This is a genomic window from Bradyrhizobium sp. NC92, from assembly GCF_025200865.1.
Taxonomy (GTDB): Bacteria; Pseudomonadota; Alphaproteobacteria; order Rhizobiales; family Xanthobacteraceae; genus Bradyrhizobium.
This window is the reverse complement of record NZ_CP104171.1, coordinates 3,440,068-3,454,654: the sequence shown is the minus strand read 5'-3', so window position 1 is coordinate 3,454,654 and position 14,587 is coordinate 3,440,068. Positions and strand designations below refer to the sequence as shown.

The window sequence follows — 14,587 nt, the reverse complement described above, 5'->3', positions numbered from 1 at the left end:
AACGCAGGAGGCAGACGATGCACGGGTCCACGCAGGATTTCCAATCGCTCGACCCGCTCGGCCTCGACGCTCCGTTCGCGGAGACGTCCGAGCCGGAGAACCACAGCGGAATTGAAGCGTTCGCCACGCTCGAGGACAACCCGTTCGTGGCCTTTTCGGGCGAAGCGGAGTGGACTGGTGCGGGCGAATCCCAGTCCCTCGAGGAGGGAGAACTGGGCTCACCCCACTCCTTCGCGAACTGTACGTCGACGCAAAAGCAGCTGCTGCTTGACGTCACCGAACGGTGTCTGCGCGCAGTGCAGCATGCGGCCTCGTTCGTCGGCAGCGCGTACGGACGGCCGGATCGGATGGGCGCAGCCACGCGGCAGCTGCTGCTGCGGCATTTTCACACCACGAAGCACGACGATCTCCATCACATCGTCACACGGCTGATGCGGATCGAAAAGGCGCTGAAGGATGGAATCAAGTTCCGCGGCGAGACCGACTGCGCCACGGACGGCAAGGGAGCCGTCTGCGGTTATGCCCTGACGACGCAGTTGTTCGGCGGTTTCGGCAAAGTCCACATCTGCTTCGACACGCGGCCGAGGCACTGCAACTTCAGCGCGCTGGCGCCCGACACGCAGGAGGTGACCCTCATCCACGAGGTCGCGCATCGCTATGTCGGCATCAAGGACCAGGCCTACGAGCACGAACCGAAATACTCGACCCTGTCCCCGAAGCAGGCTCTGAACAACGCGGATAGCTACGCCTTCTTCGCCGTCGAGGGCATGACCCTGCTGAGCGAGAGCTTCGAGCCGGAGCTGGAAGGCTCGCTGTCGGAAGATTACGATGAAACCTCGTTCACAGGGCTTGAAGCCCAGCCGTGGAATTCGGATGGCTTTTCCGCGGACAACGATGCCGCGCGAGACGAAAGCTCGGAGCCTTGGGCGCGCGAGCTCGAGGAGGCTCGCGAGCTGGAGTCCGGAGCCAGCCGCTGCGCCGAAGACGAACACGAAGGTGAGGACGAGTATCTCGAGTCCGAGGCGTGGACCGCAACAGCGGAGCAAATCGCCTTTCGCAACAATGTGCTCGCCGAGCATATCGCCCGCAGCCGCAAGGCCAGGGGTGCTCCCCTGCCCGACCTGAGCAGCACTCAGGTCGAGACGATCCCGGGCACCAGCGTCAAGACGCGGCCGGAGACTGCGCGGGCCGCAGGCCGCCTGCTCGCCGCTGCAAATGCAGATCTGCAGAAGGCTCAGATTGCGGCTGATGCAGATGCGCTGCGAACGAAACGATTGACGGCAGCAAGCGGCTATCGCGGCAGTGAGCACCAGCGCTCGCTGTGGCTCGGGTATTTCAAGGGCTACTACAACCGGACACGCGCGCACCGCGAAGCTCTTGCCGAAGGTCCACATTCGAAGGCAGCAGCCGCCTACATGCTGAAGTCGAAGGCCTTCGGCGGCTTTGGCCTGGGTGGCCGGATTGCGGCGCCAGGCTACAGCAATCACCAGAACGGAATTGCCGTCGACTTCTATCAGAACAGAAAAGCGGGATTCGAGGTTGCCAACAGTAGCAGTGACGCAGCGCGAGCGGCCTGGCGCAGGAGCTGGTTCTATGGATGGCTGAAGCAGAACGCGGCGGCCTACGGTTTCGAGCAGTTGCCGACCGAGGAATGGCACTGGGAGTTTCGCCGCAAGCCGACGATCACGAGCGAGTTCGAAAGCGAAGCCGTCGTTCCGTCCACGAAGCCGTATCTTGACGGCGCGTTATGGATCTACCGCTCCCGCGTCACCGGCACAAAGATCGCCGTATTCGCGTCGGCTGCGGCCGTTCGAGGCAGCGGGCCGGTCGACATGTTGCTCTACATCCACGGGCTGCTCAGTCCTTGCGGCGTGCCGCGAGCCATGCCTGCGGGCATCGTGACGGAGGCGACCTTCCGGCTCGGCAAGATCGTGACCGACAGCGGCCGGCCGATGCTGCTGATCGTGCCGCAGCTCCAGATTGGGAGCGACGCAGGCTGGAGTGCACACGGCCTCGACCGGCCTGCGCAGCTCAATGCGCTGTTTGCCGAAGTGCTGGGCGAGGCGGACCGCCGCCTCGAGCGGAGCGGCACGCAAATCGGCCGGCTCGTCATTTCCGGGCACTCGCGCGCCTACGGCGTGCTCTATCCGCTCGCCAACGCGAACAAATCCACGGCGCTCGGCACCGGCGCGCTTGCGAAGCTCGTCAAGGTGTGGGTTCTTGACGCCACCTACGGAAGCCCGCCCATCGCGGCGTTCAAGGCGCTCTCCGCAGCCCGGCCGGGTTTGGGCGTGGACATCGTTTACCGCGCCAAATCTCCGACCGACAAATTCGACGGCCGCGCCAATGCGGGCGCGGTGGCGCTGCGCCCCGTGCCAAATTCGATCACCCATTGCGCGCTGCCCGGTAAACTGCTCCCGACCTTGTTGAGCGAGCTCGGCACAGCCTCGGATGGCGAGGCCTTTGAGAATTTCGATGCGATGTCGAGCGCGGAAACACATTTCGAGAGAGCCGACGGGGAATCGTTAGCTTGGCTGGACGTGGAAGCAAGCCTTCCTGGCGACAAGCTCGACGAAGACTTCTCCGACACGCGCTGGCTTGAATCGTCCGAGGACGAAATCGAGCACGAAAGGTGCGGATGCGGGTGCGGCGCCCACTCGGCGCCCCGAAAATTCGAGGCCGAGTGGTTCGAACCGGAATCGGATGACGCAGGATGGCCTGCAGGCGTCGGCGTGCGCGCATTCGACACCGAGGCCGGTGGAGCCGCCGACCTCTTGCAGGGCGCCTCGGCTCTTGTGGTCGGACCGACGCTTCGCCGCGGCAACGGCGGCGCCGGTGTCGAAGCGCTGCAGCGCGCGCTGGCGCAACTCGGCCATTCGCCGGGCGAAATCGACGGACGATTTGGCGATGCAACCGAAAAAGCGGTCCGCGCCTTTCAGTCCCGCGCAGGCCTCTCCGCCGACGGCGTGGTCGGCCCGCGCACCAAGGCGGCTATCGCCGCAGCGCTCGGCGGCAAGATCGCGCCGCTACCTACTCCACCTGCTCCCATCCCGCCGGCACCGACCCCGCCTGCGCCGCTTCCTGTCGACGAGGATCTCGATGCCTTCATTGCCAGATTGGCTGCGGAGTGGTCGCGGCGGACGGGCGGAAAGCCTTCGGCCGACGAACGAAGCGCGGCGCTGCGCGGCGACTACGAGGATACGCTGAAGGGCGCCCGCATGCGCTTCGGGACGAAGTACGCCGACGACGTTCTCCGCCGCGCCTGGATGATCAGCCGCGAGGAAGAGATGCGCTTCCGCACCGAGCCATCGGGCGGCTCGCTCGGCGATTTCGGGCCGCCGGCGCAGCGGGTGGAGCTGGTCAGTCACGCGCCGATTGACGGAAGCGACAAGGCGCCTGTCGCGCCGATCATGGTCCGCTTCTTTGCCGAGCTGCGCCGCCGCTACGGCGCAGGCCTCGGAGCGGGTACCTATCGCGGACATGGCGGCGGGAGCTTCAACGACCGCGGCTATTCGCTCGATCTGTTCCTGAACAGGCGCGACGCTCGCGGCTTCTATCTCCGCGACGATGCCTTGAGGTTGCTGCGCGCGGTGAACGAAACTGCGAAGGCGATGCCGGCCAAATGGCGGATCATCTACAACGATTTCGCGGTCGCCGACGAGATCAACCGGGAGACCGGCAAGCGCAACGTGATCTTCGTCGGCACAACGCGCAAAGACAAGAACAAGCGCGTGACGGGGCTCAACTGGCATGGACCGCATCCCCTTATCATCCACTTCCACCTCGACCTCGCGCCGCTGCCGGGCGCGCAGAGCGAAGCCGAGGACGAGGGATGGCAGGAGACTTGGCAAGAGAACTGGCAGGAGAATTTCAGCGACGGTGAGGACGTGCGCGCCGCCTGCGAGGGCGAATCTCCAGCCGACGAGACCCTCACCCTGGAAGCCCTGCTCGCGAGCGAAGCGGGAGGCGATCCGGGGCTGGTGGACCGCCTCAAAGGCGTTGCCGAATTCATGCTCGGACCGACGCTGCGCCGGGGCAGCAAAGGCGACGGCGTGAGCAGCCTGCAGCGCGCCCTTGTCGGGCTCGGCTACGATTTGGCAGTGGACGGTGATTTTGGTTCGAACACCGAACGCGCGGTGCGTGGGTTTCAGTCGCGCAGCGGGCTGGAGGCCGACGGCGTCGTCGGCGCGGCGACCAAGGCCGCGATTGGCGCCGCGCTGGGTGGCCGGTCGCTGCCGCCCGCCCCCGCTCCTACGCCTCCTGCGCCGACGCCCTTGCCCTACGCGCCGGGCAAGAAGCTCGCGCCGAAAGCGTTCGTCGCCACGTTCGGCGAGTCAGCCAGGGCTTCGCAGGCGGCGAGCCGCGTACCCGCCCTGGTAACGCTCGGCCAGGCAGCGCTGGAATCCGGCTGGGGTGCGCATGCGCCCGGCTTCAATTTTTTCGGTATCAAGGCAAAAGCCAGCATGCCCGAAAACATGCGGCAGTTGCTGAAGACCAAGGAGGTCATGTCGCGGCCCGACGCCAAATTCCCCGAAGTGATCTCGGTGACGCCGCGGCCCGACGGCAAGTACGACTATGTCGTGCGCGACTGGTTCCGCGTCTATCCCGACGCTGCCACCGCGTTCAGCGAGCACGGCTCATTTCTGGCGCGCAACAAGCGGTACGCCAAGGCGTTCGCGGTCACCCACGACCCATACGCCTTCGCAACCGAAGTCGCTCGCGCGGGCTACGCCACCGGACCGACTTACGAGAGGGAGCTCCATGCCGTCATGCGCATGATCGAGAAGGCGGGTGGCGGGTAAGAATGTCGAACTGAAACCTGCAACCTAAATGGTCCGATCCGGATCGCCAGTCGGGTCCGGGCGACGCGTTCTCGAAGAAGTCAGGGCCGCAGCCTTATCGTGTCCGGAGGTCCACCATTCGCCAGCAAGAGCCGCACGCCGCGACTGGCTCTTGATCATTCAAGCCGACTGCACGGAGATCGGTGATATGCCGCGAGGACCGGACAAGTATGATTCCATGACTGCTCTGTACGATGATCCGAACAACGTCCAAGGGATGGCATATGGAAAAAGATGGCTACGTCATGAGTGGCGCCAACTGGGGGAAGAACAGGTTACGGACAACACGGAAACACAAAAGATCATCATGGCCCTCCACGGAGGTGGCATTGAGACCGGCACAAGCGAGATCGCTCTAGCTACGGCCGGCTATCATCCGGCTACGCTGGCGACCGCAGTTGATGGTCTTGGATTGCATGACCTCTGGCTGTTTGAAGGGTTGTTGCCCTCCAGCAACGGCGACCTGCATGTGACGGCTTCCCACTACGATGAGCCAATAGCCACGAAGTTGGTCGAAAACGCTCAACGTTGTATCAGCTTGCACGGCTGTACGGACACCCAGGCGAATGGAAGAATTCAGCTCGGCGGACTGGACGACGAGTTGCGCGATATCGTTCTGGAAGAATTGGATGCTGCAGGAATCCCGGCCGAGGTTACCAGCAACCCTATGCTTGACGGCAGTCTCCCAGACAACATCGCAAACAAGACAAGAATTGGCGGCTGCGCCCAACTCGAGATGGGAACGAGCTATCGTAGAAGCTTGTTCGGGATCAACACAAGGCGGCAGCGGAAAAACACGACGAACGCTCAATTTTGGCTACTGGTCGACGCTTTGCGTAAATCCATGAGCCGCGTATGAGCCGTTCCCTACCCGGACGGAATAGCCAGCAGGCTTGTTCGAACCGGGCACGACGGCTTAGAAAATCGATTTTCCAAGCCCAGGTTACGCCGGCGCCCACCGGCCGTCTCAGGAATGAGCACCCACAGACGGCGCGACGTCGAGGCGGACCGCGACACCGCTGAGGTCCGGGCTCGGCGCCGGATAGAGCTTCATGACGAGCGGATCGTGACCGGGCACGATGTGGTCCGCGTCGGGTGCGACAGCGCGGAGCTTGTCGAAACCCGCCAGCATGTCGCCGACATGAAAGGCGGTCGTGAACGGGCGCTCGCTGGCCATGTTCTCGTAGAAATGACTGACGTCGGAGGAGAGCACAACGAAGCCCAGCGGGTTCTCACGCGGACGAACTGAAGACCGGCCGAATGCCTGCAGGCGCTGCAATGACGAGCATTTTTAGCCGCGCATGACGGGCAGACCCTAATCCGAAGGAATCGCCTGGCGCCGGCGACCTAGCGGCGGCCTCGCCTGGGAAACAGCTTGTCGCGGATGTAGCGCGAAGTCGGCGTCAATCTGGCGCCACGCGGCTTGCGCCAGACCGCACGATCGATCTCCTTCTTGTCCCCGACCTTCAGCCGTCCCGTTACCTTCTTGGCCAGGAAAATGGCATCACTCATCCGCCGGCCGGTTCGGCTCTTCTTCGCTCTCACTTCCGTCCACAGTTTCAACGACCCGAGCTTGAGCTTGGGAAGCTCCTCCTTGATCTCGCGACGCAGGCAGCTCCTGTCGCTCTCGCCTGCCCGCCTCCGTCCGCCTGGAAACATCCAAAGGCCGTCGCGCCTGCGTCTCACCATCAGCACGCGCCCCTTCCGGGCGACGACCAGCTTCGAGGATTTCGCCATCACGACCGGCCCCGCATCTATCCCTGCTTCCGTTACCCCAGGCTCTTTGGCGAGATGCCGCTCGATTAGGGGCAAATGATCGCCTTGATAATCCCATCGCGCCGCGCGACCTGCTGCTCGAACGCGGCGGGCGTCTGGTCGAGCGAGAAGCGATGCGTGGCGAGCGGCGCCAGCTTGACCTGGCCGCCTTGCACAAGCGCGATGGCCCGCGGATAGACTTCCGGCATACGACGTGAAAACTTGATGGACAGGCCCTTACGACGCGACTCCGCGCCGCTGAGGATGTACTGGTTGTTCTCCGGGATGCCAACGAGAACGATCCGGCCGCCGATACGGGCGCAGCGCGCAGCATGCTCAAAGCCGTGCGAGGAGTCGGTTGCCTCGATCACCAGGTCGACGCCGCGGCCTTCGGTGGCGTCCCCGACCTCGGCGTAGCTGCGGCATGCCACGTCCGCCCCGAGGTCGCAGGCGAGCGCCGTGCGCTGCTCGACGGGGTCGATCGCGATGACCTTCCCGGTACCCGCGAGTCGCGCCAGCTGCACGAGCAGCAATCCCACCGGCCCGCAGCCCAGCACCGCCACGCTTTCCAGAAGCCGCGGGCGCGCCAGATCCATCGCATGGATCGCTACGCCAAGCGTTTCCAGGATCGCAGCACCGGCCGGGTCGATGCTGTCAGGCACCAGATGCACGGCGGATCGGGGCACGCAGACGAATTCGGCCATCGCGCCGTTGTGAGGCGCATAGCCGAGGAATTTCACATTGGGGCAGAGATTGGTGTGACCGCGATGACACCATTCGCAATGGCCGCAGGGAATGGACGGATCGACCGCCACCAGCGCGTCAGCCGAAAGCCCCGCTTTGCGCGCCGAGTCCGGCGTGAGAACACCCGAGAACTCATGGCCTAGCACGAATGGCCTGACTTGCGTCGGGCCGGTTGTTCCGCCTTCAAGATAGGAATGCAAGTCGCTGCCGCAGACGCCGACAGCCTTGACGCGGAGGATGAGCTCGTCCTCCGCAAGCGGCCTCGGCTCTGGGATATCGAGGACGCGGATATCACGAATGTCCTGGAGCACCGCAGCGCGCATGTCGACGCCATCCTTCTGAGCAATTGTCTCCGGTATGTTACATATGTAATGACGAGGTGACAAATGCTTTTGCACGCCTTTCAGCGCACACGCCGGCTATCGCGCGCTCGGTTTCGAAGGCGCGGATCCCCTTCTCTGCAGAGGAAATCGGGCTATTTCTGCTTGTCGATCAGTTTCAGGGCGGCGACGGCGGTGTTCTCGTCCGTCATCAGCACCTTGCCGATCCGGCCGCGCAGCACCGCGGCGATGATCGGCGCCTTGTTGAGTCCCCCGGCGATCAGCATGGACGTCGGTACGCGCGCCAGCTTCTCGAGCGGCAGCGCAATGGCTCGGCTGTTGATGTTATGATCGATGGGCCGGCCGGCTTTGTCGAGAAACTGCGCCAGGACGTCGCCAACGGCGCCTGCCGCCCGTAGGTGCTCGGCGCGGACGTCCGGCGGCAACCCATGCCGCATCAGCAGCGAGCGCGGGGTCAGATCTCCCATGCTCAACAGCGCTAGATCGATCTTCTCGACGCTGTCCAGCACCTCCTGATAGACCTCCTGAGTCAGAAACGTGTCGCGCGAGCGCCGGCTGCTGACAAAGATCGGCGCGGCCAGATAGCTGCACTGGGCGTGCAGCCGGTGCGCGAGCTCACCGGCAATCTCGAAGGTGTTGAGCTCAAGGCCGCGCGACAGGCCGCCCATCATGGAGACGATGGACAATTCCGGATAGTCCGCCGGTGTGACGTAACGGATGGTCTCGCGCAAGGTCGCGCCCCAGCCGATTCCGATGATGCGCGGCCGCTTCTGTTCGAGGAATTTCGACAAATAGGCTCCCGCCGCCATCCCGATCAGGCTGCCGACCTGCTCGGGATTTTCCGGGCTCGGAATGACGACGGCGTCCTCAAGCCCGCATTCCCGGCGCAATCGATGCTCCAGCTCTGTGCAGCTCGCAAAGGTGGAGTTGAGGCGGATGTTGACGATGCCGGTCTGGCGGGCATCCGACAGCATGCGGTTGACGCGGGCGCGGGTCAGCCCCAGCCGCTCGCCGATCTCGGCCTGAGTCAGGTTCTCCATGTAGTAGAGCCAGGCGACCCGCAGAATGGTCTGGTCAGTCACGGCGCAGCCCCCCGCAGCGGTCTCGGCACAGTCAGACGTCGGAGCATTTGAGGCGATCTTTCGTTGGTCGTCAAATCTGTGCCGTCCGGATCTCGTCATGCGGCTTTCGCGCCCGGCACGCCTTCCTCGACCACGAAGCTCGTCAGCCGGCGCACCGCGCTTCCGGCATCCTTGACGTCGTTGAGCGCCTCGAATCCCACGGTGCAATGCCGAACGTCGAGTTCGATGGTCGCATAGCCGCGCTTGTCGCCGCGCGCATAGAGCAGATGCGGATTCTCCGCCAATGCCTTGCGCACGCTGGCTTCGCTCGGTCCGTCCGAGGTGATCGACGTGCCGACGAACTCGGTCGCAATGGTCGGGCGATCCGGGCGGGCGAAGTCATGTTTCAGATCGGCGGTAAAGAAGGCGTGACGGTCGCCGCCGATCACGATCGGATTGCGCCGGCGGTGTGCCACAAGCGAATCAAGGAGCCGGCGGCGGGCGTTGGGATAGCCGTCCCAGCCGTCCATCCAGAAATGCGCGCCGTCATCCCCTTCCCGCTTGTTTTGCGCCATCAACGTCTGCTGCGCGATGATCGTCCAGAGCCCGCGACAGTCGCGCAGACGCGCATCGAGCCATTGCTCCTGTTGTTCGCCAAGCATGGTCCGGACTTCGTCCGACCGGCCTGCACATCCAGCGAGCCAGGTCGGACGCCCGCTTCCGACGCAGGCCGATGCCGAGCGATATTGCCGGTCGTCGAGCAGCAGGACGTCGAGCATGTCGCCGAAGCGGTAGTGTGCGTAGATCGTGGCATCCGCGCCGCGTGGGCGCGCCGAGGGCGGCAGCGGCATGTGCTCGTAATAGGCCTGATAGGCTGCCGCGCGGATCTTCAAGAACTGGGCGGAATCGCGAATGGTGTAGGAGCGATCATTGGCATAATCATCCATCACCTCATGGTCGTCCCAGACCGAAAGCCAGGGAAAAGCGGCGTGCGCCGCCTGCAGATCGGGATCGATCTTGTAGAGCGCGTAGCGGTTGCGGAATTCCTCGAGCGTCGTCGGAATTCCGACGCCGTGCTGGCGGACGTGGCGCGATCCCCAGGATTTCTCATAGATGTAGTCACCGAGATGCACGACGAGGTCGAGATCACGCGCGGCCATGTCGCGGTAGGCGGTGAAATAGCCCTGCTCGTATTGCTGGCAGGATGCGAAAGCAAAACGGAAAGGCCGTGCCGACCCGGCCGGTGCGGTGCGCGTGCGTCCGACGGGGCTGAGCGCCGGACCGGCGCGGAAGCGGTACCAATAGACGCGGTCCGGCAGCAACCCAGTCGCCTCGGCATGCACGGAATGCGCAAGCTCCGTGGTCGTCCGCACGACGCCGTGGGAGGCGATTCGTGAGAAGGCCTCATCCTCCGCAGCCTGCCATTCAACCTCAACCGGTGCATCCTTCATGCCACCGCCGTCGAGTGGTTGCGGCGCAAGGCGGGTCCACAGGATGACGCGATCCTCGCGCGGGCATCCTGAGGCAATGCCGAGCGTGAAAGGATCTGCGCTGAACGACACCGGCGCTCCTCGCACGAACCCGGAGGGCGCGGCGAGCGCAGCGCTCGCCAGCGATCCCACGAGAAACCGACGGCGGGGAATCATGGGCGCTCCGGCATCGTTTCGAGCTGGCGGCGAATGCTCACGGCGAGGTCCGGCCGATCGGTCGTGATCTGCCGCACCGGTTGGGCAAGCCAGTAAGCGATATCCTCCGGCTCGTTGGTCACCCATGCACCGAGACGCTCGGAGCCGAGCAGTTTGAGGGCAAGCGGCAACGCGAGCCCCAGAAGCGATTTTTCGACCGCGACGATGCAGCGCGGAATGACGGCCAACTGAGCCAACGCGGGCTCGATTCCGCCCATCATCTCTGCCGAACGACGGTCGAGCGAAACGAGCACCCGCGCCTTCGGCCACAGCCGCCGCACGGTCTCGATCACGCTGGGCACGAAGCAGGTGATGACCGCACGCCGCTCTAGGCCCCGCCGCTTGATCTGCTCGATCAGCCGCGCCTCGAGGCCCGAATAGGCCTTGCCAAGCGCATCCGTTTTGATCTCGATGTGGAGCTCGAGTGTGGTTTCGCTGAATACATCGAGCACCTCATCCAGGGTCGGAATGCACTCATCGTCCGCATCGCGAAGACGCATTGCCGTCAGTTGTCGCAGACTGCGCTCGCCCACCGGCCCCCTCTCGAATGTGGTGCGGTCGAGCAGCGGATCATGGATCACAACGACACCGCCGTCCGTGCTCTGATGGACATCGAACTCGACCGCATCGACGCTCTCCTTGCACAGGTTGCGGAAGCCCGTCAGGCTGTTCTCCCGCCAAAGATTGCGTCCGCCCCGATGCCCGGCGATGAAAACCATGATCAGCCCCTATTTGCTGCTGTCGACAAGACCCTTGATGAACCAGCGCTGCAACAGCAGGACGACCAACACCGGCGGCAGCATCGTGAGCAGCGCACCGCTCATGGCGACGTTCCAGGCGGGCTCGCTGTCGGAGCGGGGGATCAGACCCTTCAACGCAATGACCGCCGTTGCCATGTCCTTGTCGGTCGTGAACAGCAATGGCCAAAGATACTGATTCCAGCCGAACAGGAACAGGATAATGGCGAGCGCCACCATGTTCGGAACGGACAGCGGCAGCAGGATGCTCCAGAAGAAGTGCAACGGCGAGGCGCCGTCCAGCCTCGCCGCCTCGCACAGCTCCTCCGGGATCGTCAGGAAGAACTGGCGAAAAAGGAACGTGGCAGTGGCCGAGGCGATCAGCGGCAGGATCAGCCCAGGATAGGTGTTGACCATGTTCCACTCCAGCGCGATCAGGACCTCGTGCCCGCTGATCCAGAGCCAGAGATCGGTGACATGCAGCGTGTCCAAGATCCATTGCAGCGGCAGCGCAGCATTTGCCACAGCTTCGAAGGTCGGCACGATCCGGACCTCGATCGGCAGCATCAGCGACATGAAGATGAGCCAGAATGCGAGCATCCTGTAGCGAAACCGGAAGTAGGTGATGGCAAAGGCGGAGAGCAGCGATACTGCAATCTTGCCGGCCGTGATGCCGAGCGCCACGATAATCGAATTGGCGAAGGTGCGGCTGAAATTGCCCTTGTTCCAGGCCAGCTGCAGATTGTCGAAGAACCGCCCCCCCGGCAGCCATGGCAGCGGCACCTTCTGCACCTCGGCCACCGTGAGCGAGCCGGCCACGAATGCGAAATACAGCGGCACGCAAACTATCAGCGCGCCGGCGATCAGGATCGCATGGCAGATCATGTTGAGGACCGGTGAGCGTTCCACCATGCGGCTAGACTCCGTAATTGACCTTGCGGTCGAAGTAGCGGAATTGTAGCAGCGTGCAGATCAGGGCAAAGCTCATCAAGAGAACCGACTGCGCCGCGGAAGAGCCGAGGTCGAGATTGACGAAGCCGTCGACGAAGACTTTGTAGACCAGAATGTTGGTCGCACCGGCGGGGCCGCCTTTTGTCACGGCATCGATGATGGCAAAAGTTTCGAAGAAGCCATAGATGAAGTTCATCACCGTGAGGAAGAAGATGGTGGGCCCGAGCATCGGCAGCGCGATCGAGACGAAGCGACGGATCGGTCCCGCGCCATCCACGGCGGCAGCCTCCATCAGCGACACCGGCACTGCGAGCAGGCCCACGACCAGGAAGATATAGTCGTAGCAGATGTGCTTCCATGACGCGGCCAGCGTCACCAGGAGCAGCGCATCGGTTGGATTGAGGTTGGGGTCCCATGCAATGCCGAAACTGTGCAGCACCTGCGCCAGCGGGCCGACCGCAGGATTGAACAGGAAGGCCCACAGGATGCCCGCGATCGCGGGCGCGATGGCATAAGGCAGCAGGATGATCGTGCGATAGGCCGAACGGCCGCGCACGATCCTGTCGGTGGCAAATGCCAGCACGAGCGCGCTGCCCAATGTGAGCACGTTCTGCGCCGCCGTGAACCAGAACGTCACCGCGATCGACTGACGGTAGTCGCTGCTCGCGAGCAGCGTCTTGAAATTGTCGAACCAGACGAACTGGACATTGGTCCCGAAGGGATCGCTGAGCAGGACGGATTGCATCAGCGCCCGCAGCGACGGAATAAAGAAGAAGAACAGCAGGATCAGCAATTGCGGCAGCAACAGCAGCGTCGGCAAGCCGGGACCGTCGCCGAAATTGGCTCGCTTCAGTCCGGCCTCCTCACGCCGCCGCGTCTTTGCCGACACGCGCGAGCCACCGGCGGCTGCCGCTGGCACTGCCTTGGACCCGCCGCCCCCGTGCCTTCGCAAAAGCACGGGTGTGCGCGCATCACGCCACGGGATGGACAGGCGCAGCGTCATGGACGCTCGGTTTCCGGATTCTTCCCGGCATTGAGCTTCTCGAACTGCCGCAGAATCTCGTTACCCCGCTTGACTGCATCATCCATGGCCTGCTGCGGCTGCTTCTGGCCGGCGAACACAGCCTCGACTTCCTGGCGCTGGGCCAGCATCGTCTGCACGAAGTTGCCGAAGCGGAAGCCACGCGAGTTCTCGTTCGGCGTGCCGCGCGAGAGCTGCAGCACCGCGATTTCCCTGGTCGGATGATCCTTGTAATAGCCCCTCTCCCGCGCGAGCGCATAGGCACGGTTGGTGGCGGGAACATAGCCGGTCGCGCTATGCCACCAGACCTGGGTTTCCGGCTGCGCGACGAAGTCCAGAAAGGCTGCGACGGCCTCGTATCGTTCCGGCGTGTGTCCCTTCATGACCCAGATCGCCCCACCCCCGATGGTGCTGTTGAGAGGCGGATTAATGTCGCTCTCGTGCGGCAGGAAGGTGGCGCTCCAGTTGATGGTTGCATTGCGCTCGATATTGCCGTGCGATGCGGTCGAGTTGACGAAGGTCGAACACCGGCCCGACGTGAACAATTGCTCGGGACTGAAGCCCTGGCCTGCGATCTGCATCACGCCGTCGTCCAGCCATTTCTTGAGCCGCGCGACTTGCGACACCACCTTCGTCTTGTTGTAGACGAACTCGGTGCCGAGCCCGTCGAAGCCGTTCGCGAGCGTGCCGTAGGGCTGATTGTTGATGGCGCTGTAGTTCTCGAGGAGACTCCAGTAGAAATCGCCGGGCAGCACCGTGCCGCACTCGCTGATCCCCTTGGATTTGATGGCGTAGAGCTGCTTCTCCAACTCTTGCCAGGTGTCGGCCGGCTTGTCGAAGCCGGCCTTCTGGAAGTGATCCTTGTTGTACCAGAAGATTGGCGTCGACGAGTTGAAGGGCATCGCCGACATCCGGCCCTTGTAGCTCCAGAAGCTTGCCACGGGTTTGATGAAGTCCGAGAAGTCGATCTTGTAACCCTTCTGCTCCACCAGGTCTTGCACGGGGACAATGGCTCCTGAAAGCAGCATCGTCATGTAACCGCGCTCGGCGATCTGCACCATCTCCGGCGGCCGCTTGGCGCGATAGGCGGCGATCACCCCGTTGGTCACCTCGTCATAATTCCCCTTTGCAACCGCGACGACCGTGTACTTGTCTTGCGACGTGTTGAACTTCTCGACCAGCTCATTGAGCCGGTCGCCGAGGACGCCGCTCATGGCGTGCCACCACTGGACCTCGACCCGCGCCTGCGCCGGACCAACCAATGCCAACGCGCCGAACAAGGCCGCAATGAATGCGACTTTTCTACCCATAGGCAGTCCTCCCTAGCCGGGCAAAATGCTCGGCCTATACATTTGTATTTATATCATGACATATGTGTCGAGATGATGAAAGAGGATCGAACGCCTCTCCTTCGGATCGTGCCGGCGTCGGAGGCAGGCCCCGCCTAGGGG

11 protein-coding genes are annotated in these 14,587 nt (G+C 63.5%); 2 read left to right on the top strand and 9 right to left on the bottom strand.

Annotation, left to right across the window (positions count from 1 at the left end):
* The first annotated feature begins 17 nt into the window (after nt 1-17).
* Nucleotides 18-4,802 carry a peptidoglycan-binding protein gene (locus tag N2602_RS15915; protein WP_260383220.1) on the top strand — a complete coding sequence of 1,595 codons (4,785 nt, stop codon included), beginning with the start codon at nt 18-20 and terminating at the stop codon, nt 4,800-4,802.
* A gap of 151 nt (nt 4,803-4,953) precedes the next feature.
* Nucleotides 4,954-5,700: a poly-gamma-glutamate hydrolase family protein gene (locus tag N2602_RS15910; RefSeq protein ID WP_260383219.1), complete on the top strand. Its 747-nt coding sequence runs from the start codon at nt 4,954-4,956 to the stop codon at nt 5,698-5,700.
* Between the two features lie 108 nt (nt 5,701-5,808).
* Here N2602_RS15910 and N2602_RS15905 read toward each other — a convergent pair whose 3' ends face one another.
* The 9 genes from N2602_RS15905 to N2602_RS15865 form a co-directional block, all read right to left on the bottom strand.
* The gene (locus N2602_RS15905) at nt 5,809-6,120 is read right to left on the bottom strand and encodes a hypothetical protein (protein WP_246571007.1); all 312 of its coding nucleotides are present in this window, start codon (nt 6,118-6,120) and stop codon (nt 5,809-5,811) included.
* Nucleotides 6,121-6,188: 68 nt separating this feature from the next.
* The gene (locus tag N2602_RS15900) at nt 6,189-6,578 is read right to left on the bottom strand and encodes an NUDIX hydrolase (RefSeq protein ID WP_172788020.1); all 390 of its coding nucleotides are present in this window, start codon (nt 6,576-6,578) and stop codon (nt 6,189-6,191) included.
* Between the two features lie 65 nt (nt 6,579-6,643).
* Complete coding sequence (locus N2602_RS15895) at nt 6,644-7,663, bottom strand: zinc-binding dehydrogenase (protein ID WP_172788019.1); 1,020 nt, start codon at nt 7,661-7,663, stop codon at nt 6,644-6,646.
* 152 nt (nt 7,664-7,815) lie between these two features.
* On the bottom strand, nt 7,816-8,763 hold the full coding sequence (locus N2602_RS15890) for a sugar-binding transcriptional regulator (protein ID WP_210268448.1): 948 nt from the start codon (nt 8,761-8,763) through the stop codon (nt 7,816-7,818).
* 95 nt (nt 8,764-8,858) lie between these two features.
* Nucleotides 8,859-10,388: an alkaline phosphatase gene (locus N2602_RS15885; protein WP_260383218.1), complete on the bottom strand. Its 1,530-nt coding sequence runs from the start codon at nt 10,386-10,388 to the stop codon at nt 8,859-8,861.
* Nucleotides 10,385-11,146 (bottom strand): glycerophosphodiester phosphodiesterase family protein, encoded by a 762-nt coding sequence (locus N2602_RS15880; RefSeq protein ID WP_260383217.1) that lies wholly within the window; start codon nt 11,144-11,146, stop codon nt 10,385-10,387. Before N2602_RS15880 ends, N2602_RS15885 begins: the two co-directional genes overlap by 4 nt.
* A gap of 9 nt (nt 11,147-11,155) precedes the next feature.
* Nucleotides 11,156-12,076: an ABC transporter permease subunit gene (locus tag N2602_RS15875; protein WP_172788016.1), complete on the bottom strand. Its 921-nt coding sequence runs from the start codon at nt 12,074-12,076 to the stop codon at nt 11,156-11,158.
* Nucleotides 12,077-12,080: 4 nt separating this feature from the next.
* Complete coding sequence (locus N2602_RS15870; protein ID WP_257187345.1) at nt 12,081-13,004, bottom strand: ABC transporter permease subunit; 924 nt, start codon at nt 13,002-13,004, stop codon at nt 12,081-12,083.
* A gap of 110 nt (nt 13,005-13,114) precedes the next feature.
* On the bottom strand, nt 13,115-14,446 hold the full coding sequence (locus N2602_RS15865; protein ID WP_260383216.1) for an extracellular solute-binding protein: 1,332 nt from the start codon (nt 14,444-14,446) through the stop codon (nt 13,115-13,117).
* Nucleotides 14,447-14,587: the final 141 nt, after the last annotated feature.